The organism is Streptomyces sp. NPDC088707 (assembly GCF_044752725.1).
Classification (GTDB): Bacteria; Actinomycetota; Actinomycetes; order Streptomycetales; family Streptomycetaceae; genus Streptomyces.
Window position 1 is genome coordinate 487,678 of the sequence record NZ_JBIVLV010000001.1, and the last position, 19,027, is coordinate 506,704.

Below are 19,027 nucleotides of genomic sequence, written 5' to 3' on the forward strand. Positions count from 1 at the left end.
GCCAGCCTAGGAGCCGGCACTGACAACGCCGGGGGCGAGCGCGCGGCGATACCGGATCAACGAAAGGGACGCCATGCCACTCGAAGGTGAATACGAGCCCAGCCCGACGGCATGGGTGCGCAATCAGGTCGAGCTGTACGAGTCGTCCGGCGGCACCAAGGGCACCACCATGCGGGGCATGCCGGTCGTCCTGGTCACGAACCGCGGCGTGAAGAGCGGGAAGCTCCGCAAGACCCCGCTCATGCGGGTCGAGCACGAGGGGGCGTACGCGCTCGTCGCGTCGAACGGCGGCGCCGTCAAGCACCCCGTCTGGTACCACAACCTCGTGGCCTCGCCCCTCGTCGAGGTGCGCGACGGCACCCGGGCCTGGGACATGGAGGCCCGTCTGGTCACCGGCGAGGAGCGCGCCGCCTGGTGGGAGCGGGCGGTAGCGGCCTTCCCCGACTACGCCGACTACCAGCTCAAGGCCGAGCGGGAGATTCCCGTCTTCGTGGTCGAGCGGGTCGGCTAGCCGCTCGGGCAGGTGCTCCGGGCGGCACGTGCCGACCGCCCGGTGCGCGGCCGCCGTCCGGGGCGAGCCGTCCGCCTCGGACAGCTCCGTCATCTGGGTAGGTCCGTCGTCTCGGACAGCTCCGCCGCCTCGGACATCTCCGCCGCCTCGGACAGGTCCGTCGCCTCGGGCGGCTCCGTCACCTCGGGCGGCTTCGCCGCCCCGGGCCCGGCCATCGGCCTTCGCGTCCCTGACCTCGTCAGCCCCACCCCCACCAGGACGACCGCCATCCCCGCCACCACCCGTACTGTCAGCGGTTCGTCGAGGATCAGCGCGCCCAGGGCCACGGACACCACCGGGAGCAGGTAGCCGACCGTGGCGGCGGCGGTCGGGCCCTCCTCCGCGATCATGCGGTAGTTCAGGTGGAAGGTGAGCCCGGTGGCGAGGACCCCGAGGACGACGACCGCCAGGACGCCCGCCCAGGTCACCGTCGCCGTTCCGCCGGCCGCGAGCGCGGGCACGCTCAGGCCGGTGGCGGTGAGGAGTTGTGCGGCGGAGAGCGCCAGCGGCGCGGTGCCCCGGCCCGTCAGGTGACGGGCCATGTAGGCGAAGGCCACGGCATAGCTCGCGGAGGCGCCGAGGAGAGCGAGGGCGCCCCAGCTCAGCAGGCCGGAGCCGTGGCTCCAGGGCGCGAAGATCAGCAGCACTCCGGCGAAGCCGAGGGCGAACCCGGCCAGCCGGGTGGCGCGCAGCGGGCGTTCGGTGCCCAGAAGCAGGCCGATGAGGAGGGACCAGAGCGGGGTCGTGGCGTTGAGCACGCCCGCCACTCCGCTGTCCAGGGTCTGCTCTCCGACCGAGAAGAGCAGGAACGGCAGTGCGTTGCAGAAGAAGGCGGCGATGACGAGCCGCCCCCAGGTGGCCCGGTCCCGTGGCAGCCGCTGCCCCGCGCCGTACGCGAGCGCGAGCAGCACCGCCGCGCCGAGCACGCACCGGGAGAAGGTGATCCAGCCCGGGGTGAGGCCCTCGTTGAGGGAGATCTTGATCCAGAGGAAGCCCGAGCCCCAGAGCAGGGCCAGTACGCCCATTCGTGTCGCCGATGTCATGTCCTCACCGTCCCGCGACCAATCCGACAGGACAAGCGATGAATCATGCATCCAGCGTTAAGCTGTGCTACATGCTGGATGTGAGACGCATGCAGGTGCTCCGGGCCGTCGTCACCAGCGGCTCCGTCACCGCCGCCGCCGCGAACCTCGGCTACACCCCCTCAGCCGTGAGTCAGCAGATCGGTGTCCTGGAGAAGGAGGCGGGCATCGCCCTGCTCGAACGGTTCGGCCGGGGCGTGCGGCCGACCGCCGCCGGTCGGCTGCTCACGGAGCACGCCGCCGTCATCGGCCGGCAGGTCGCCGAGGCCGAGACCGCTCTCGCCGATCTGCGGGCGGGTCGCACCGGACGGATCTCGGTCCGCTACTTCGCCACCGCGGGCGCGGAGCTCGTGGCCCCCGCCCTGGCCCGCTTCCGCACCGAGCACCCGGGCGTGCGCGTCGATCTGAGGATCGCCGAAGGCGCTCCGGCCGACGAGGAGGCGGACCTCACCCTCGTCGTACGGCCCCGGGGCGGCGGCCCGGACGCGGCCGGCGACGGCCTCCGGCTGGTCCATCTGCTCGACGACCCCTATCGCGCCGTACTGCCCAGGGGTCATCCGCTCGCCGACCGCCGTACCGCCGTCGACCTGGCCGAGCTCGCCGGCGAACCATGGGTGGGCAGCGAGCGTCCCGGCCCCTGTCTGGACGCGGTCCTCGACGCCTGCGCGGCGGCCGGGTTCGCCCCGGACATCGCGGTGGAGTGCGAGGAGTACGCCACCGCCCAGGGTTTCGTCGCGGCCGGTCTCGGCGTCAGCCTGGTCCCGCTGATGGGTCTGGGCAGCCGCCATCCGAACGTGGTCGTCCGCAAGGTCCGCGGGCCCGAGCCGGTCCGTTCGATCCACGCGCTGGTACGGAAGTCCTCGCTGTCCCTCCCCGCCGTACGCGGCCTCCTCGCGGCGCTCCAGGACGTGTGACCGGGCGCGAGGAGGCATCCGGCGTGGCGGGCTCAGGCGGGCGAGAGGACCGTCAGGAGGTGGGCGACCTCGCGGGTCACGGCCGTGCGCGCCGGCGTCAGGTAGTGCCGGGGGTCCACCGCCGTGGGGTGCTCGGTCAGATGGGTGCGGACGGCCTGGGTGAAGGCCTTGTTCAGATGGGTGGAGACGTTCACCTTGGTCATGCCCGCCGCGATGGCCGCGGTGAGGTCCGCGTCCGACACACCCGAGGAGCCGTGCAGGACGAGCGGTGTGTCGACGGCGGCACGCAGGCGCGAGATGAGGTCGAAGTCCAGGACCGCGTCGCGGGTCAGCATCTGGTGGGAACTGCCGACCGCGACCGCGAGGGCGTCGACTCCGGTGGCCGCGACGAAGGCGCGGGCCTCGTCGGGGTCGGTCCGTACGCCCGGGGTGTGGGCGCCGCCCTTGCCGCCGACCTCGCCGAGCTCGGCCTCGACCCAGACGCCGTGCTGGTGGCAGGACTCCACGACCTCGCGGGTGGAGGCCACGTTCTCGGCGTAGGGGAGCTTCGACGCGTCGAACATGACCGAGCCCAGGCCGAGTCCGACGGCCTCGCGGACGAGGTCGGGGTTCTCGGCGTGGTCGAGGTGGACGGCGACGGGGGTCTTGGCGGCGCGGGCGATGGCGAGGGACGCGAGGGCGACCGGCTCCAGGGCGCCGTGGTAGCGGACGGTGTTCTCGCTGATCTGCAGGACGACGGGGCGGTCGGCGCTCTCGGAACCGGCCACGATGGCCTGGGCGTGTTCGAGCTGGAGGACGTTGAACGCCCCCACGCCGGTACCCGCCGCGCGGGCGCGGCGGACGATCTCATCGGTCGGCGTCAACGGCATGGTGGTCCTTCTCCGGGGGTGTGAACGGGTGCGGGGCGGGCGACGCGGGAGGGGCAGGGGTCGGAGCCGCGGAGACGGACGTCCTGGCGGCACCGAGGGCTGCGGTGGGGTTCAGGCCTGGGCGTCGGCGAGGACGACCGAGCGGGTCAGGTTCCGCGGGGTGTCCGGGTTCAGGCCCTGGGCCTCGGCGACCGCCACCGCCAGCCGCTGGGCGCGGATCAGGTCGGCGAGCGGGTCGAGGTCGCTCTCGACGAGGGTGCCGCCGACCTTGCGCACCTCGTCCGCGAGTCCGGCCGGCAGGGCGCCGAAGCCCCAGGTGACCCGGCCGGGACCGGTGATGCTGATGGGGCCGTGGCGGTACTCCATCGCCGGGTACGCCTCCGTCCACGCGCCCGCGGCCTCGCGCATCTTCAGACCGGCCTCCAGGGCGAGACCGTAGGCCCAGCCCATGCCGAGGAACGTGAACTGCTCCGCCGCGCGGACGTCCTCGGCGAGCGGGGAGGCGAGGGCCAGTTCGGCGTCGCGTGCGGCCTCCTCGATGGTGGCCACTCCCTCGGGCAGGGCGTCCTCGGCCTCCAGGTGCGCGCGGAAGAGGGCGAGCGCCGTGGTCGCGAAGCGGGTCTGGACCACCGACTCCTCGTCGGCGAAGTCCAGGACGGCGACCGCGTCGGCGAGGTCCATGACCGGGGTCGTGGGGTCGGCCGTGACCGCGCCCGTGGGGATCGTGCCGCGCAGCCGGGACAGGACGTCGAGCACCTCGCTGGTGGTGCCGGAGCGGGTGATGGCCACGACCCGGTCGTAGCGGCGCCCGTAGGGGAACTCGGAGGCGGCGAAGGCGTCGGTCTCCCCGTGGCCGCCGGACTCGCGCAGCTCGGCGTAGGCCAGGGCCATGAACCAGGACGTGCCGCAGCCGATCACCGCGACCCGTTCACCCCGTCGGGGCAGCGCGGAGGTGTGCTGGGGCAGTGTGCGGGCAGCCTGACGCCAGGTCGTCGGCTGGGAGGCGATCTCCACGGCGGTACGAGTGGTGCTCATGCCGGTCTCCTTGCAAGAAGTGTGCGCTGGAATGATGAAAGATGCTTGAAGTCAATGCCATTCAAGCAGAAACATGCATGCCCTTTCCAGGTCCCGCGCCCGTCGGCGGATAGAATCGGACGCGCGCACGAGCCCGAGGGAGGGACCCATGTCCAAGCACGAGCGGTGGAACACGCTCCTTGAACTACTCGCCGCCTCGGGGAAGCTGGAGGTCGAGGAGGCGGCGACCGCACTCGACGTGTCGGCCGCCACGATCCGCCGGGACCTCGACGAGCTCGCGGAGCAGCAGCTGTTGATACGGACACGGGGCGGGGCGGTCGCGCACGGCGTCTCGTACGAGCTGCCGCTGCGGTACAAGTCGACGCGGCACGCCGCGGAGAAGCGGCGGATCGCCGAGGCGGCCGCCGACCTGATCGCCCCAGGCGAGGTCGTCGGGCTCAACGGCGGTACGACGACCACGGAGGTGGCCCGCGCCCTCGCCCTGCGGTTCGCGAGCGGTCGGGCCGATACCGCGGGGACGGCCGGGACGGCGGGAACGGCGAGCTCCGGACCCGCGCTGACCGTGGTCACCAACGCGCTCAACATCGCGGGCGAGCTCGCGGTGCGCCCGCAGATCAAGATCGTCACCACCGGCGGTGTGGCACGCCCCCAGACCTACGAGCTGGTGGGCCCCCTGACGGTCGGGGTGCTCAACGAGGTCGTGCTCGACGTGGTCGTGCTCGGGGTCGACGGGGTCGACGCCGGGCTCGGGGTGATGGCGCACCAGGAGGACGAGGCGAGCATCAGCCGGCTCTTCGCGGAGCGGGCGAGCAGGGTCGTGGTGGTGACCGACTCCTCGAAGATGGGCCGCCGGGCCTTCGCGCGGATCTGTGGTCTGGACCGGATCGATCTGCTCGTGACCGACACGGGCATCGATGCGGAGATGGTCGCCCAGCTCACCGAGGCCGGGGTGAAGGTCCTCACCGTCTGAACCTTCGAACGCCATTGGTATGCAGTTGGACCAATCCACAGCCCCAAATCCCGAGGCTTCAGGGCGCCCCGAGTTGTTAATCCACCAATTACCGCACGGCTGTATACCTTTAAGCTCCCCTCCCTCATCATGTCTCCGACGTGCCGCCGGGGCACACCGTGACAGGAGAGGCGGAGCATGATTCCCATCAGCCGCAGAGGATTCGTCGGTATCGGCGCGGGGCTCGTGGCGGGCGCGGCGCTGCCGACGGCCCGGGCCTCCGCCGCCGCGAGGGCGGCCACCGGCACCCTCGCCGACGTCCGGCACGTGGTGATCCTCATGCAGGAGAACCGCAGCTTCGACCACTACTTCGGCACCCTGCGCGGCGTACGGGGCTTCGGCGACCGTGCCGCGGGCAACATCCCCGGCGGCTGGGGCGTGTTCAACCAGCCCAACTGGGGCGGCCGCCAGTACCCCTGGAAGCTCAGCGACACCCCGCCCGCCGGAGGCGTGGACGGCGAGACCCTCGCCCAGTGCAACGGCGACCTGCCGCACAGCTGGACCTCGCAGCACGCCGCGTGGAACAAGGGCCGACTCGACAACTGGGTCACCGGGGTGGGCAACACCCGGACGCTCGGCCACCTCGACCGCGAGGACATCCCCTTCCACCACGCGCTCGCCGACCACTACACGATCTGCGACGCGTACTACTGCTCGGCGCTCAGCGCCACCGGCCCCAACCGCACCTTCCTGTGGAGCGGGAGGATCGACGGCTCCAGCAAGGACGGCGGCGACGAGTCGGGCCTCACCTGGGAGACGTACGCCGAGGCGCTCCAGCGGGCCGGGGTGAGCTGGAAGGTCTACCAGAACGCCCAGGACAACTACGGCGACAACGGTCTCGCCTACTTCAAGAGGTTCACCGACGCGCGGCCCGGGGACCCGCTGTACGACCGCGGCATGGGCTCGGTACCCAAGGTGACCGGCTCGACCCCGGACGACATCGCCGCCGCGATCCGCGCCGACGTCGTCGCGGGCACGCTGCCCCAGGTGTCGTGGGTGGTCGCCAGCGAGGCGTTCTCGGAGCACCCCTACGCACCGCCCGGGGACGGCGCGCACTTCGTCGACCTCGTCCACCGTGCGCTCGCCGCCGACGCCGACGTGTTCGACTCGACCGTGCTGTTCCTCAACTACGACGAGAACGACGGCTTCTTCGACCATGTGCCGCCGCCGGTCGCTCCCCCGGGCACCCCGGGCGAGTACCTCGACGGCGTACCGATCGGCCTGGGCTTCCGGGTCCCCATGATTGTCATGTCCCCGTGGACCCGGGGCGGCTGGGTGAGCTCGGAGGTCTTCGACCACACCTCGGTCCTGCGCTTCATGGAAACGTGGACGGCCGCCCTGGGCACCCCGGCCGCCTGCCCCAACATCAGCGCCTGGCGACGGAAGGTGACGGGAGATCTGACCGGCGTCTTCGACTTCGCCCACCCGGTGTACGGAGTGCCGGCCGGCCTCCCCTCCACGGCGAAGGTCATCGGCCAGGCGACCTGCGGCCCGCTGCCGAACCCCGTGCCCCAGAACAACGCCCAGCCCGCACAGGAGGCCGGTACCCGGCCCGCCCGCGCCCTGCCGTACCAGGTGAACGGCAACCTCGACCGCTTCGAGTTCGGGGCGGCGGGCAAGATCCTCGCCTGGTTCTCGATGACGAACCAGGGCACCGAGGCCAAGCGGGCGGCCCACTTCTCGATCCATCCGCACCAGCACCGCGACACGGCCGCCTGGCAGTACACCGTCGACCCGGGCGGCACGGCCACCGACTACTTCAACATCGGACTGGGTTCGGGGTCCGGCAAGTACGACATCTCGATGATGGGCCCCAACCGCTTCCTGCGCCGGTTCATCGGGGACGCCTCCAAGGCCGGCAAGGCCGTCGAGGTCACCTCCCGGTTCGCGACCGAGGCGGGGACGGGCCGGACGGCCCTGTGGTTCAAGCTGAGCAACACCTCGGCCGGACCGGTGACGTTCACGATCCGCTCGAACGCGTACCGCACGGACGGCCCCTGGACCTACACGGTCCCGGCCGACTCCACGCGGGAGGACTTCTTCAACGCGGTCGCCTACCACAACGGCTGGTACGACTTCACCGTCCTGGCCGACATCGACGGGACCTGGTCGCGCCGGTACACCGGTCACATCGAGACCGGAGTGCCCAGCATCACCGGGTGATCCCACCCTCCGAGAGCGGGGCGGCGGCTTCTCCGCCGCCCCGCGCCCGCGGACGGGCCGTCAGGCTTCCATCGGTCGGGCCGTCAGCGTCCGGCGTGCGCCGCGCGGTGGATCGTCGCGTCGAGGAGGGCCACCGCATCGGCGGCCGTACGGCCCGGAGCACGGTTCCACGGCCCGATCAGCTCGTGCCACCCCCGCGACCGGAGCTCGGCCATGATCCAGGCGGCCGCCTCGTTCATCGTGGTCGCGCTGCCGTAGCCGAGACGGTGCGCGGCGAGGAGCGCACCGCAGACACACCGGGCCCCGCGCGCGTCGCGCAGTTTGTACGGGGCGTTCTGCCAGCCCCACTCCGTCAGCACGAGGCGCGCGTAGCCGAGGTGGACCGAGGGGCGCAGCTCGGCCCGTCCGATGCGGCGCCAGGCGTGCAGCCGGTCGGGAAGGACGGCTCCGATCCGGCCGGGAAGCCGGCGCTCGGCGGGGAGGGACGGCGGCAGCGCTTCGAGCGCGTCGGCGACGAGCCGCTCCACCGGCACGCTGAGCAGGTCACGCCAGCCCTCGACTGCGGGTGCGGGCGTCGACGGCTCGGTCCAGTCCGTGACGATCCGCTGCCATGCGGCGCTCTCGTAGAGGGCGGCGGCCTCGCGGTCGAGGGTCTCGGGGTTGAGCAGGGAGGCGGAGGACGGCATCCGGGTGACTCCTCGGTCGGGTGGCTCCATCTTTCACGAGGAATGTCGGTTTTGCTACGTATGCCCTTGCGTGTCCTCGCGACCGAACAGGCCGCTTATCACCCACTTCCCCATTAACCGAATTTGCGTGCGCATTCGGACATTACGCACCCGGTGACGCGACTCACTTTCCCCGCGACGCGCCGGCGACCGGAATCCGCGCAGGCCGTACGGGACAAGGAAGTTCGATGCCGAGGAGTCACCATCGATCTTGAATTCCATGAATTCGGTGATCCTTTCGCCGACACCCGGACACAGATCCTCTTGTTCTCCGTCGCATTACTGGCCTACGGTCACCTCCATTCGAGTGGATCGCCGAATCCTGCCACCGCTCGAAACACCTCCCTTTCACCCGATGGCAGGAGCGGGGGACCCACGAATACGCCGGCCCGGATTCCGGAACGGCTCGGGGTGAAGCCGCGTGCGCGCGGCCGGACATCTCCAGTCCGAACCCGACAGCTCACCCCGAAGGCGCCGGAGAGGAATCCCGTCATGCCTGCTCACGGTAAGCACCGCCGTCCCCGCCGCCGCCCCGTCTCCCGTGGACTCGCGCTGGTCGGCACGGGCGGAGCCGCTCTCGCCCTCCCGCTGATCGCCCCGGCCGTGGCCGGCGCCGCGCCCGTCTCCGGAGCTCCGGAATTCGCCGCCCAGGCCATCACCGCTCCCGCCGCTCCGGTCGCCGCCAAGGCTCCGGCCGCTCCGGCCGCCGCGCGCACCTACACGGTCGTCAGCGGCGACTCCCTTTCCCTGATCGCCCAGAAGAAGGGAATTCAGGGCGGCTGGAAGGGCCTTTACAGCACCAACAAGAGCGCCGTGGGTGACAATCCGTCACTTATTCACCCGGGCCTTGAACTGACGCTTCGTCCGGCTTCCGTGAAGGCCGCGGCTCCCGCGAAGGCCGCGGCTCCCGCGAAGGCCGCGGCTTCCGCGAAGGCGAAGAAGACCGCCACGACCGAACGGGCGAGCCGCTCCGAGCGCCGGAGCGCCACCCCGGCCGTCGCCACCGGCGGATCGGCCGCCGCTCCCGTTGCCGCCGCCGCTCCGGTGAAGGCCGCGCCCGTCGCCGCCACCCAGTACGCGAACAACCTCGACGGCTGGATCCGCCAGTCGCTGGACATCATGGCCCAGCGCGGCATCCCCGGCTCGTACGAGGGGATCCATCGCAACATCATGCGGGAGTCCTCCGGCAACCCCCAGGCCATCAACCTCTGGGACTCCAACGCCGTGGCCGGCACGCCCTCCAAGGGTCTGCTCCAGGTCATCGAGCCGACCTTCCTGGCCTACCACGTGCCCGGCACGTCGATGGACCTGTTCGACCCGGTCGCCAACATCACCGCCGCCTGCAACTACGCGGCCGACCGCTACGGCTCCATCGACAACGTCAACGGCGCCTACTGATTCCGGAAGTGCCCGGTGAACCAGGAGGTGGCGAGCTCCGCCACCTCCTCCAGGGCGCCAGGCTCCTCGAAGAGGTGTGTGGCGCCCTCCACGACCTCCAGCCGGCTCTCGCACCGCAGCAGCGACTCGGCCCGCCGGTTGAGGTCCAGGACCAGCGCGTCCCTGCCGCCGACCACGAGAAGCGTCGGGGCCTCGACCCGCGCCAGGTGGTCGGCCGCGAGGTCCGGCCGGCCACCGCGTGAGACGACGGCGGCCACGGAGGACTCGACGTCGCCCGCCGCCCACAGCGCGGCGGCCGCTCCCGTACTGGCCCCGAAGTAGCCCAGCGGAAGGCCGTCGCTCTCCGGCCGTCCGGCGAGCCACTCCGTGGCGCGGGCCAGCCTGCCGGCGAGCAGCGGGGTGTCGAAGACATGCGCCCGGTCGACCGCCTCGGCCTCGGTGAGCAGGTCGAACAGCAGCGTTCCCAGTCCCGCCCGGTTGAGCGCCCCCGCCACCGCCCGATTGCGGGGGCTGTGCCGGCTGCTCCCGCTGCCGTGGGCGAACAGGACGATCCCGGTGGCGCCCTCGGGCACCGCGAGCCGGCCGGCCAGCGTGACACCGTCGGCGACGGGGATGCGTACGTCCGCGTCCTGGACGACCGGTCCGTGGACGGCGCGGATGCGGTCCAGACAGGCGACGACCTCAGCGTCCGGGGTCTGCGTGAAGTCCTGGTAGAACTGCCCGATCGCGTAGAAGATCTCCGGCGCGTGGACGCTCACCGTCTCGTCGGCCTCGCCACCGAGCCGGGCCGTCCATCCGTGGGGCGCCACCGGCACCGCGAGGATGATCCGGGCGGCGCCCCGGGCCCGCACCACCCGGCAGGCCGCCAGCGCCGTGGCGCCGGTGGCGAGACCGTCGTCCACGACCAGGACCGTTCGGCCCTCCAGGGGCACGGAAGGTCTGCTGCCCCGATAGCGGCGGGCCCGCTGGTCGAGCTCGGCGTGCTCGCGCTCCTCGACCGCGGCCAGAGCACGCGCGCCGACACCGGCCTCGTGGAGCACGCGCTCGTTCACCACCCGTACGCCGCCCTCGCCGAGCGCGCCCATCGCCAGTTCCGGCTGCTGCGGCACCCCCAGCTTCCGAACGAGGCAGATGTCGAGCGGGGCGTCGAGTGCGTCGGCCACCTCGGCCGCCACCGGCACCCCACCGCGCGGCAGACCGAGCACCACGACGTCATGGCCCTTGAGATGGTCGAGCCGGGCGGCCAGTTGCCGACCGGCGTCGATGCGATCACTGAAGAACATGGCCCGTCGTCCTTCCGCCTGCGCGGCTGCGGGCACGGGGAGGAACGCCGCGCTCCGTCCCCTGCCCGTCCCTCCAGGGTAAGACGCCCCTTCCCCGGTCGGCGGGTGAGCCGGGCGTCAGCGGGACTGGAGGGCGTCCAGGGCCACGGCCTGGGCTATCGCGAGTCGCCGGTCGAGCTCCGGATCCGCTATGTCGAGCACGTACCGGTCGCGGAGACCGAAGAGCTTCTCGACGGACATCACCGAGCGGCCCGACTCGGTGAAGTCGAAGTGGTACGGCACGAAGAAGGGGAGAAGGTCGGTGTAGGGCAGGAACTCCCAGGCACGGCGCAGCAGCGCGAGGCCCTCGCTCCGCTCCTGCCCGGTCGTCTCCCCCTCGGCGCCCTCGCGGCTCAGGTGCCAGGTGCTGCGCAGCAGGGAGGCGCCGAAGTTCTTGCGGAAGCTGCCCAGCCGGGTGCCGGACGCTCCGTGCACGTCGTAGGTCGCGCCGAGGTCGATGACCTGGCGGGCCCTGAAGGTGAAGAGGACCTGGCGCCGGGACTCGTCGGTGTAGAAGGTGACGTGCTCCTTGAGCGCCATTCTCTTCTGATGGGCGAAGGCGACGAGTTCGCCCTCCTCGCCGTCCGCTCCCGCGGTGTGCACGAGGTAGCGGTTGGCCATGGGCGTCACCTTCTGCCGGACGAGGAAGCGGTGCTGCGTCTGCGCGAGGCCCATCGAACGTGCTCCTGCCGGTCGCGGGCGGGTCGGTCGAGGACCTGCCCCATGAGGTCGTGAGCACGATGATCCGGTGCCGGAGGGCCGCACCGCTGTCCTCGAAAGTCGTCGCCTTCTTCGACGTTCGGATGAGACCCCGGCCGCCGTCGCGGGCGCCTGGTCGAGGACCCGCCGCGAACCCTCACGGTCAGGTTCAGGGTGAGGATCACGTTCAGGCAGAGGGTCAGGGCACGGACCGCGGCCGGGGCCCGGCAGTGCCCGGACCCGGGGTGAGAGGCCCCGGTGCGACCCGCGCCGGGGCCGCGCGCTGGTCGAGGGCGAGGGCTCCGCGTCCGCGCTGCGGGCCGTGGACGCCGCGAGGACAGCGACCGAGCCGAGCAGCACCCCGGTGAACGCTCCCATGCCTCGGCCGCCGACGACGGCGAGCGTGGCCGACCGCGAGCGGTGCCAGGACCGCGAGCGGGTGACCAGGGACTACGAGCGGGTGGCCAGGACCGCGAGCGGCTCGCCGGTCGGCGGCCCGGGGGTGTCACCGGGACCGAAGTCCGCGGTGACGCCCGGAAACCGCGGTGACGCCCGGAAAGTCCCTCAGGCGGCGAGAAAGGCCTCGATGGCCTCGGCGAGCGCCTGCGGAGTCTCCTCTGGCGCGTAGTGGCCGGCGTCCTTGAGGACCTCAAGACGCGCGTTGGGGTACCAGCGCAGCCAGGTCGCCTCCATCGCCTCGGCGCCGAGCGCCGGGTCGTGGGCGCCGACGACGAGCAGCACGGGGGCCGGGTTGTCGCGGACGCGCTCGTGGAAGTCGGTGCGCGACCAGGAGTCCAGGTAGGCGCGGAAGGCCGTGGCCGAGGAGCGCCGGACGGACCGCTCGACGAGGGTGCTCAGCCAGGCGTCGTCGTACCGGCCGCCGGTGGTGTTGTCGATGATCGCGCGCCGGTTCGCCGCCTCCTCGGCGGCGCCTGCGAAGAGCTCCCAGGTCTCCCCGTCCATGGGGAAACCGGCCGCCGAGACGGGCGAGATCCCGATGATCGAACGCACGCGGTCGGGGGCGTCGAGGAGCATCAGCTGCGCGGCCTTGCCGCCCATCGAGTGCCCGACGACGGAGAACGAGTCCCAGCCCAGGTCGTCCGCGACCGCGAACGCGTCGGCCGCGACCTCCTCCATCGTGTAAGCGCCCGCGTGGTCGAGCGCCTCGCCGTAGCCGCGGCAGTCGACGAAGGCGTAGGAGCCGGAGGCGTCGTTCAGATGGGCCCGCAGCGGAGCGAAGCTGGTGCGGTCGCCGAACCAGTTGTGGAGCACGAGTGCCCGCCGCGGACCCTCGCCCTGCACCTCGTACGGAAGAACCCGGCCCGTCATCCTGCCCCCTGGTCATGAGGTGGTGTGGTGCGCCCTGCGGCGCCGGTCGACGACCGAGTGTGACGGTGCGGACGCGTGCGGTCAACACCCCCGTGCTCGGACAGGGCTGGGGAACGGGTCCGGGATGCGATGCCTTTCCGGTGAGGCGCATCCTGACTGTGTGACCTCGCACGGCACGACCGCCCCCGGCCCGGCGGGCAGTAGCGGGCGTCTGTCCGGGAAGGAAACTGCCGACGGGCCCGTTTCCGGCGCCCTGACCTGGACGCTCGCGGAGGCGGCACTCCGCGCTGTCGACGAGGTCGGAGGCTACGCCGGCGGGGTGTACCTGCGCTCCGGGACACCGGGACTGTTGCGGATGGCGGCCCTGGTGGGGCTGCCGGGTCCCTTGTTCCGCCCGTGGTTTCGCATGCACACGAACCGGCCCTTCCCGATCGCCGAGGTCCACCGCTCCGGACAAGCCGTCCACCTCCATGACGTCGAGGAGGCCATGCGGCGGTTTCCGCAGCTGGTGGCCAGCCTGCCGTTCCCCTTCGCCTCGCTGTACACGCCGGTCGTCGCGGGTCGCGAGCGGTTCGGGGTCCTCGTGGCCCTGCGGGCGCCGACTCCCGGGGTGCCGGTGGACACCCGCGACCGGAACCGGATGACGCGGGGCGCGCTGCGCCTCGGCGAGACCCTCGCCGAGCTCGCCCGCCAGGGGACGACCATCGAATGGCCCGGCGACCCGGTGTGCGTCCAGCTCTCCACCTCGGGCGCGCCGCCGGTGCGCTTCGGTTCCTTCGACTGGGACCTCGACACCGGCATGGTCACGCTGGACCTCGGCCTCCTGGCGATCCTCGGCGCCGACGTGCCGTCGCCGTGCCCGATCGACGTCCTCATCTCGCTCCTGGAGCCGGAGGACGGGTACGCGCTGTGGGCGGCGGCCCGGCAGGCGACGGGTCCGGACGGACGGCCGGTGGTGCGCCGGATCCGGCTGAAGGGCCCGGACGGAGGTCTGCACCTGCTAGAGGTCTCCACGCGGGCGCGTAAGACCTCCCCGGACACGGCACCACCCACGGGCGCGGGTGGGGAAGGGGCACCGCGGCTCGGCATCGGCGGCGTCAGCACCGGTCTGCGGCTCACCTGCACCCTCGTCGACCTCGGCACCGGTCTGATCGGCTCCGACGCCACGGACCGGCTCCCGCGCGCGATCCTGGCGATCGACCGCCTCGGACGCGTCACCTACGTCAACGAGCGCACCGAGCGGCTGCTCGGCCGCCCCCGCGGGGCCCTGGCGGGGCGGCCGCTGTGGGAGGCCCTGCCCTGGTTCGCCCTCCCGTTCCACGAGGAGCAGCTGCGCGCCGCGATGCTCTCCGGTGACCCGGTGCGTTTCCTGGCCCGCCCCGAGCGGAGTCAGTGGCTCTCGGTCTCCCTCCATCCCGGGCGGGACGGCGTGACCATGGTCCTGGTGCCGGAGAACGATCCGGGCCGTCCCACGGCGCCCCGCCCGACGACCGGCAGTCCGACGACCGGCAGTCCGACGACCGTCGGGCCGGCGACCGTCGGCCCGACGGAAGACACCCTGTCCCTGCCCGACGACCAGGTCTCGGCCCTCTACCGGCCGGTCGCCCTGGCGATCGCGCTGTCCGAGGCGGTGACGGCCCGCCAGGTGTCGGCTGTCGTGACGGAGGAGCTGCTTCCCGCGTTCGGCGGGCGCCAGCTGGCCATCTACCTGCTGAGCGACCGTCGGCTGTATCTGGCCTGGGAGACGGGCTTCCCGCCGGGTTTCCTCGAACCCTTCGACGGTGTTGCCCTGGACGCCCACGTGCCCGGCGTGGAGACGCTCACGACGGGCAGGCCGCTGTTCTTCGAGTCGATGAAGCAGCTGGGCCGCAGGTATCCGGATCTGCCGCTGGACGCGCACTCGGGGGCGCGGGCGTTCCTGCCGCTGATCGCCTCCGGCCGGCCGGTCGGCTCCTGCATCCTCGGCTTCGACCGGCCGCGCGGGTTCAGTTCGGAGGAGCGGACCGTCCTCACGGCGCTCGCGGGTCTCATCGCGCAGGCCCTGGAGCGGGCCCAGCGGTACGACACGGAGTCGGCGGTCGCGCGCGGCCTCCAGGACGCGCTGCTCCCCCACCGGCTTCCGGTCCGGGAGGGCGTGGAGACGGTGGGCCGCTACCTGCCGGGCACGCAGGGCATGGACGTCGGCGGGGACTGGTACGACGTCATCGAGACGGGGCGGGGACGCCTCGCGCTCGTCATCGGCGACGTCCAGGGGCACGGGGTGGCGGCCGCGGCCACCATGGGGCAGCTGCGCAGCGCCGTACGGGCCTTCGCATTGGCCGGCCACCGGCCGCAGGACGTGATGCGGGGGACCAACCGGCTGCTCATCGACCTCGATCCGGGGCAGTTCGCGAGCTGTTGCTACGTACTCCTCGACCCGAAGTCGGGGCAGCTGCGGGCGGTTCGGGCCGGGCATCCGCCGCCGTTGCTCATGCACCCGAACGGCGTGACGGAGCGGGTCGAGCTGGCGGGCGGGATGGTGCTGGGGATCGACGTCCGCGCCTCGTATCCGGTGACGCGGCTGCAGCTGGACCCGGGTGGGGTGCTCGCGCTGTTCACGGACGGGCTGGTGGAGAAGCCCGGCCAGGACATCGACGACGGGATCGAGCTGCTGCGCCGGGCGCTCGCGGCGACCGCTTCGATGCCGCTCGCGGAAGCGGCCGACCGGGTGATCCGGGACGCCCGGCAGGTCACGTCCCGCCCGGACGACATCGCGCTGCTGCTCGCGGCGCGCCGGCCGGAACACGGCTGACGGTCACCCGGTCGGGCCCGTGGCGCTGGTCGGTCGGGGTGGGCACGGGGAGGCTGGGGGTGCCGTGCCGATCAGGCCGGACGAGCCAGGGCGTGAGCCCGAGGAGGACACGTGCAGCAGGACAAGCAGCCCGAGTACGGCCCGGTGGTCTTCCGTGACCGCTCGGCCGGGTACGCCTTTCTGACCCGGTCCACGGCGACCAGCGACCGGACCATCGAGTGGGACGACGGCAACACGTACCCCGTGATCGACGTCGAGATCTCCTCCGAGAGCCACCCCTTCTACACGGGCACGGCGCGGACGGTGGACTCCGAGGGCCGGATCGCCAAGTTCGAGCGGCGCTTCGGCGAGGAGAGCTGACACCTCCCTCGTGGAACTGGCCAGAAGGTGACCGGTTCGCCTTCCAGGATGAGGTCACGAAGACGGCGGAGCGCTCGCGCTCCGCCGACGACTCCCTGGAGGGGAAGAGCTGTGATCGTGGTGACCGGAGCGACCGGAAACGTCGGACGACCGCTGGTGGAGCTGCTGGCCGCCGCCGGTGAGAAGGTGACGGCGGTGAGCCGTCGCCCGGCCGACGGGCTGCCCGCGGGAGTGACGCACCGGCAGGGGGACCTGGCCGATGTGGACGGCCTCCAGGGGCTGTTCGGGGGTGCGGACGCGGTGTACCTGCTCGTGGCGGGTCTCGGGGACGCGCTGGATCCGCGTGGGATCGTCGCGGCGGCGGTGGCCGCCGGGGTGCGGCGGATCGTGCTCCAGTCCTCGCAACTGGTGGGAACGCGGACCGATTCGGCGTCGCACGACATCCTGCGTGCGTTCGAGACGGCGGTACGGGAGTCGGGGCTGAACTGGACCGTGCTGCGGCCGGGTGGCTTCGCCTCGAACGCCTTCCTCTGGGCCGACCAGGTCCGCTCCGCGCGTACGGTGGCGGCACCGTTCGCCGATGTGGCGCTGCCGGTGGTGGACCCGCTGGACATCGCCGGCGTCGCGGCGGAGGTGTTGCGCGACCCGGCGGCGCACGCGGGCCGGACGTACGTCCTGACCGGGCCGGTGGCGGTGTCACCGCGGGAGCAGGTGCGGGCCCTGGCCGGGGTGGTGGGCGACCCGGTCGCGCTCGTGGCGCTGAGCGCGAGCGAGGCCCGCTCGCGGCTGGTGCGGTTCCTGCCGGAGGAGGCCGTCGACGGGATGCTGTCGGTGATGGGCGAGCCCAGCCCGGAGGAGCGGCGGGTGAGTCCCGATGTGGAGCGAGTCCTCGGTCGGGCGCCGCGGCCGTTCGCGGTGTGGGCGGAACGCAACGCGCCCGCCTTCAGCTGAGTGGGGGACGGCGGCTCGCGTACGGGTCGGACGTGACGCGCGTACGGGCCTGGACGCGGCTCGCGCAAGGGCGAGGCGGTTTCACAGTCGGGTGCGCGGACTGCCGAAGGAGACCTCGGCGAGGGCGGGGACGCGCGTCGCTCGGGCGGCGTCCCCCGCCCCGGCCGGGTGGGTCGAGCGAGGGCGCGCGGGGCGCCCTCGGCTCAGCTCGGAGAGGCGATCAGGCCTTCGCGATGCCGGACTCGGCGACCTTGATGACCGCGGAGGTGGCGCCGGAACGGGAGCCGAGGCCCTCGATCTTCTTGACCAGGTCCTGGCCCTCGACGACCTCGCCGAAGACGACGTGCTTGCCGTCGAGCCAGTCGGTGACGATCGTGGTGATGAAGAACTGCGAGCCGTTGCTGTTCGGGCCGGCGTTGGCCATCGAGAGCAGGAACGGGCGGTCGTGCTTCAGCGTGAAGTTCTCGTCGGCGAACTTCTCGCCGTAGATGCTCTTGCCGCCGGTGCCGTTGCCACGGGTGAAGTCGCCGCCCTGCAGCATGAACTGCGGGATGACGCGGTGGAACGGGGAGCCGGCGTAACCGAAGCCGTGCTCGCCGGTGGCGAGCTCGCGGAAGTTCTGCGCGGTCTTCGGGACGACGTCGTCGAACAGCTTGAAGGTGATGCGGCCCGCGGGCTCGTCGTTGATGGTGATGTCGAAGTAAACGTTGTCGCTCATGGGGACATCCTGTCATTAGTCACGCACGGCGCGCGCACGGGCCGCCTCCTCGCGGGTCACGGCGTGCCGGTGCCCCGCGGCCCGTCGGGGGCGCGGGGCACCGGTCGTCGCGGGTGGCACGGGTTCAGAGCAGCCCGCCGGCGCCGGGGGCGGGAAGGGTGCTCTGGGCGCCCTGGACGGTGTCGAGGACGGTGTCGACGCCCTGGTCCTCCTGGAGGAGGCCGGTCGCGCCGCCCAGGGGGTTCTCGGCGGCGTTGGCCTGCGGCGGAGGCGTGACGAGGGCGGTGACGACGCCTGCGGCGAGGGAGGCGATGGCGAGCATGCTGCGCTTCTTCATGCCCTGGTCAACTGCTGAGCGGCCGAGGAGTTACGGGCTGCGCCGGATCCGCACGAACGACCCGCCCGTCGGCCACCGCGCCGGCCGACGCCGGCGCACCCCCGCTCACGCCGCACGCACTCTGCCCCAGAAAGGGAGAATTCACCGCAGATCGGGTGGAACCGTATGGTGTGGGTGGATGTCTCTGTCAGTGACACCACTGTCCCCGGAGCAGGAGAAGGTGGGGGACGTCATGCATCACCGTCATACCCTCGCGGCCGTCGCCGCGGGAATCCTGTTGACCGCCGGAATCGGCGCCACGATCCCGGCCGGCGCCACGAGCACCCCGTCCGCGAGCTCCTCGACGCCGGCCACGGCCCTGGTCGTCAACGCCCGCTGGGGCGGCCACGCGGCCTTCGACCGGCTCGTGATCGACGTACGGGGTGCTCTGCCCCCGGTCACCGTGCACCAGGTCGGCGCGCTGCACCACGACGGCTCGGGCCGGCGGGTCCCGCTCGCGGGCAAGCAGTTCCTGGAGATCCGCCTCTCCCCCGCGGCCGCCCACGACGACGCCGGAAGGTCCGTCTACCAGGGACCCCGGTTGCTGAGGATCCACCTGCCCGCGCTCAAGGGAGTCGCCCTGACCGGCGACTTCGAGGGTGTGGTCACCATCGGAGCCGCCTTCGACACCAAACCCGTCTACAAGACCTACCGGCTGCACGCGCCGGAGCGCTTCGTCGTCGACATCGCCCACCCGGTGGGCTGCCGGGCCTGAGGGTCCGGCCGGAGGCGGGGC

18 protein-coding genes and 1 riboswitch are annotated in these 19,027 nt (G+C 72.3%); of the genes, 9 read left to right on the forward strand and 9 right to left on the reverse strand.

The window, feature by feature from the left end; translation table 11 throughout:
• The first annotated feature begins 73 nt into the window (after positions 1-73).
• The gene (locus ACIP84_RS02285; RefSeq protein ID WP_355966929.1) at positions 74-511 is read left to right on the forward strand and encodes a nitroreductase family deazaflavin-dependent oxidoreductase; all 438 of its coding nucleotides are present in this window, start codon (positions 74-76) and stop codon (positions 509-511) included.
• 89 nt (positions 512-600) lie between these two features.
• On the opposite strand, the gene ACIP84_RS02290 is transcribed toward ACIP84_RS02285, so the two are convergent.
• On the reverse strand, positions 601-1,593 hold the full coding sequence (locus ACIP84_RS02290; RefSeq protein WP_401793486.1) for a DMT family transporter: 993 nt from the start codon (positions 1,591-1,593) through the stop codon (positions 601-603).
• 71 nt (positions 1,594-1,664) lie between these two features.
• Between ACIP84_RS02290 and ACIP84_RS02295 the strand changes: the two genes are divergently transcribed.
• Positions 1,665-2,546 (forward strand): LysR family transcriptional regulator, encoded by an 882-nt coding sequence (locus ACIP84_RS02295; RefSeq protein WP_355966934.1) that lies wholly within the window; start codon positions 1,665-1,667, stop codon positions 2,544-2,546.
• A 32-nt stretch (positions 2,547-2,578) separates the two neighbouring features.
• Here ACIP84_RS02295 and ACIP84_RS02300 read toward each other — a convergent pair whose 3' ends face one another.
• Both ACIP84_RS02300 and ACIP84_RS02305 read right to left on the reverse strand, forming a co-directional pair.
• Positions 2,579-3,415 carry a ketose-bisphosphate aldolase gene (locus ACIP84_RS02300; protein ID WP_401793489.1) on the reverse strand — a complete coding sequence of 279 codons (837 nt, stop codon included), beginning with the start codon at positions 3,413-3,415 and terminating at the stop codon, positions 2,579-2,581.
• Between the two features lie 111 nt (positions 3,416-3,526).
• Complete coding sequence (locus tag ACIP84_RS02305; RefSeq protein ID WP_401793492.1) at positions 3,527-4,450, reverse strand: SIS domain-containing protein; 924 nt, start codon at positions 4,448-4,450, stop codon at positions 3,527-3,529.
• A 148-nt stretch (positions 4,451-4,598) separates the two neighbouring features.
• Between ACIP84_RS02305 and ACIP84_RS02310 the strand changes: the two genes are divergently transcribed.
• On the forward strand, positions 4,599-5,420 hold the full coding sequence (locus tag ACIP84_RS02310; protein ID WP_355966943.1) for a DeoR/GlpR family DNA-binding transcription regulator: 822 nt from the start codon (positions 4,599-4,601) through the stop codon (positions 5,418-5,420).
• A 177-nt stretch (positions 5,421-5,597) separates the two neighbouring features.
• Positions 5,598-7,622, forward strand: a complete 2,025-nt coding sequence (locus ACIP84_RS02315) for a phosphocholine-specific phospholipase C (RefSeq protein ID WP_401793495.1) — start codon at positions 5,598-5,600, stop codon at positions 7,620-7,622.
• 83 nt (positions 7,623-7,705) lie between these two features.
• On the opposite strand, the gene ACIP84_RS02320 is transcribed toward ACIP84_RS02315, so the two are convergent.
• On the reverse strand, positions 7,706-8,308 hold the full coding sequence (locus tag ACIP84_RS02320) for a hypothetical protein (RefSeq protein WP_401793498.1): 603 nt from the start codon (positions 8,306-8,308) through the stop codon (positions 7,706-7,708).
• A 342-nt stretch (positions 8,309-8,650) separates the two neighbouring features.
• Positions 8,651-8,834, forward strand: a riboswitch (cyclic di-AMP (ydaO/yuaA leader).
• A 5-nt stretch (positions 8,835-8,839) separates the two neighbouring features.
• On the opposite strand from ACIP84_RS02320, the gene ACIP84_RS02325 reads away from it, so the two are divergent.
• Positions 8,840-9,745, forward strand: a complete 906-nt coding sequence (locus tag ACIP84_RS02325) for a transglycosylase SLT domain-containing protein (RefSeq protein ID WP_401793501.1) — start codon at positions 8,840-8,842, stop codon at positions 9,743-9,745.
• On the opposite strand, the gene ACIP84_RS02330 is transcribed toward ACIP84_RS02325, so the two are convergent.
• From ACIP84_RS02330 to ACIP84_RS02340, 3 genes are all read right to left on the reverse strand, one after another.
• On the reverse strand, positions 9,739-11,028 hold the full coding sequence (locus ACIP84_RS02330) for a phosphoribosyltransferase family protein (protein ID WP_355966955.1): 1,290 nt from the start codon (positions 11,026-11,028) through the stop codon (positions 9,739-9,741). The genes ACIP84_RS02325 and ACIP84_RS02330 overlap by 7 nt on opposite strands.
• Positions 11,029-11,145: 117 nt before the next feature.
• Positions 11,146-11,742 carry a hypothetical protein gene (locus tag ACIP84_RS02335; RefSeq protein WP_355966956.1) on the reverse strand — a complete coding sequence of 199 codons (597 nt, stop codon included), beginning with the start codon at positions 11,740-11,742 and terminating at the stop codon, positions 11,146-11,148.
• A gap of 588 nt (positions 11,743-12,330) precedes the next feature.
• A complete protein-coding gene (locus tag ACIP84_RS02340; RefSeq protein ID WP_355970249.1) occupies positions 12,331-13,095 on the reverse strand; it encodes an alpha/beta hydrolase in 765 nt (254 codons plus the stop codon).
• Positions 13,096-13,255: 160 nt separating this feature from the next.
• On the opposite strand from ACIP84_RS02340, the gene ACIP84_RS02345 reads away from it, so the two are divergent.
• The 3 genes from ACIP84_RS02345 (at position 13,256) to ACIP84_RS02355 (ending at position 17,197) form a co-directional block, all read left to right on the forward strand.
• Entirely contained in the window at positions 13,256-15,886 is a 2,631-nt protein-coding gene (locus tag ACIP84_RS02345) for a SpoIIE family protein phosphatase (protein WP_401793506.1), read from the forward strand.
• A gap of 111 nt (positions 15,887-15,997) precedes the next feature.
• Positions 15,998-16,246, forward strand: a complete 249-nt coding sequence (locus ACIP84_RS02350; protein WP_030317014.1) for a type B 50S ribosomal protein L31 — start codon at positions 15,998-16,000, stop codon at positions 16,244-16,246.
• Positions 16,247-16,357: 111 nt separating this feature from the next.
• The gene (locus tag ACIP84_RS02355) at positions 16,358-17,197 is read left to right on the forward strand and encodes an NAD(P)H-binding protein (RefSeq protein ID WP_401793510.1); all 840 of its coding nucleotides are present in this window, start codon (positions 16,358-16,360) and stop codon (positions 17,195-17,197) included.
• 220 nt (positions 17,198-17,417) lie between these two features.
• Here the strand turns inward: ACIP84_RS02355 and ACIP84_RS02360 are convergent, their stop codons facing one another.
• Positions 17,418-17,915: a peptidylprolyl isomerase gene (locus tag ACIP84_RS02360; protein WP_355970257.1), complete on the reverse strand. Its 498-nt coding sequence runs from the start codon at positions 17,913-17,915 to the stop codon at positions 17,418-17,420.
• Positions 17,916-18,039: 124 nt separating this feature from the next.
• Positions 18,040-18,252, reverse strand: coding sequence for a hypothetical protein (locus tag ACIP84_RS02365; RefSeq protein ID WP_355970260.1), 213 nt, complete (start codon positions 18,250-18,252; stop codon positions 18,040-18,042).
• Between the two features lie 232 nt (positions 18,253-18,484).
• On the opposite strand from ACIP84_RS02365, the gene ACIP84_RS02370 reads away from it, so the two are divergent.
• Positions 18,485-19,006, forward strand: coding sequence for a hypothetical protein (locus ACIP84_RS02370; protein ID WP_355970268.1), 522 nt, complete (start codon positions 18,485-18,487; stop codon positions 19,004-19,006).
• The last annotated feature ends 21 nt before the right edge of the window (positions 19,007-19,027 follow it).

Excerpts from the sequence above, each read along its gene's own strand:
- ACIP84_RS02285 (WP_355966929.1), top strand. The coding sequence starts at position 74 with ATGCCACTCGAAGGTGAATACGAGCCCAGCCCGACGGCATGGGTGCGC.
- ACIP84_RS02290 (WP_401793486.1), bottom strand. The coding sequence starts at position 1,593 with ATGACATCGGCGACACGAATGGGCGTACTGGCCCTGCTCTGGGGCTCG.
- ACIP84_RS02295 (WP_355966934.1), top strand. The coding sequence starts at position 1,665 with ATGCTGGATGTGAGACGCATGCAGGTGCTCCGGGCCGTCGTCACCAGC.
- ACIP84_RS02300 (WP_401793489.1), bottom strand. The coding sequence starts at position 3,415 with ATGCCGTTGACGCCGACCGATGAGATCGTCCGCCGCGCCCGCGCGGCG.
- ACIP84_RS02305 (WP_401793492.1), bottom strand. The coding sequence starts at position 4,450 with ATGAGCACCACTCGTACCGCCGTGGAGATCGCCTCCCAGCCGACGACC.
- ACIP84_RS02310 (WP_355966943.1), top strand. The coding sequence starts at position 4,599 with ATGTCCAAGCACGAGCGGTGGAACACGCTCCTTGAACTACTCGCCGCC.
- ACIP84_RS02315 (WP_401793495.1), top strand. The coding sequence starts at position 5,598 with ATGATTCCCATCAGCCGCAGAGGATTCGTCGGTATCGGCGCGGGGCTC.
- ACIP84_RS02320 (WP_401793498.1), bottom strand. The coding sequence starts at position 8,308 with ATGCCGTCCTCCGCCTCCCTGCTCAACCCCGAGACCCTCGACCGCGAG.
- ACIP84_RS02325 (WP_401793501.1), top strand. The coding sequence starts at position 8,840 with ATGCCTGCTCACGGTAAGCACCGCCGTCCCCGCCGCCGCCCCGTCTCC.
- ACIP84_RS02330 (WP_355966955.1), bottom strand. The coding sequence starts at position 11,028 with ATGTTCTTCAGTGATCGCATCGACGCCGGTCGGCAACTGGCCGCCCGG.
- ACIP84_RS02335 (WP_355966956.1), bottom strand. The coding sequence starts at position 11,742 with ATGGGCCTCGCGCAGACGCAGCACCGCTTCCTCGTCCGGCAGAAGGTG.
- ACIP84_RS02340 (WP_355970249.1), bottom strand. The coding sequence starts at position 13,095 with ATGACGGGCCGGGTTCTTCCGTACGAGGTGCAGGGCGAGGGTCCGCGG.
- ACIP84_RS02360 (WP_355970257.1), bottom strand. The coding sequence starts at position 17,915 with ATGAGCGACAACGTTTACTTCGACATCACCATCAACGACGAGCCCGCG.
- ACIP84_RS02365 (WP_355970260.1), bottom strand. The coding sequence starts at position 18,252 with ATGAAGAAGCGCAGCATGCTCGCCATCGCCTCCCTCGCCGCAGGCGTC.
- ACIP84_RS02370 (WP_355970268.1), top strand. The coding sequence starts at position 18,485 with ATGCATCACCGTCATACCCTCGCGGCCGTCGCCGCGGGAATCCTGTTG.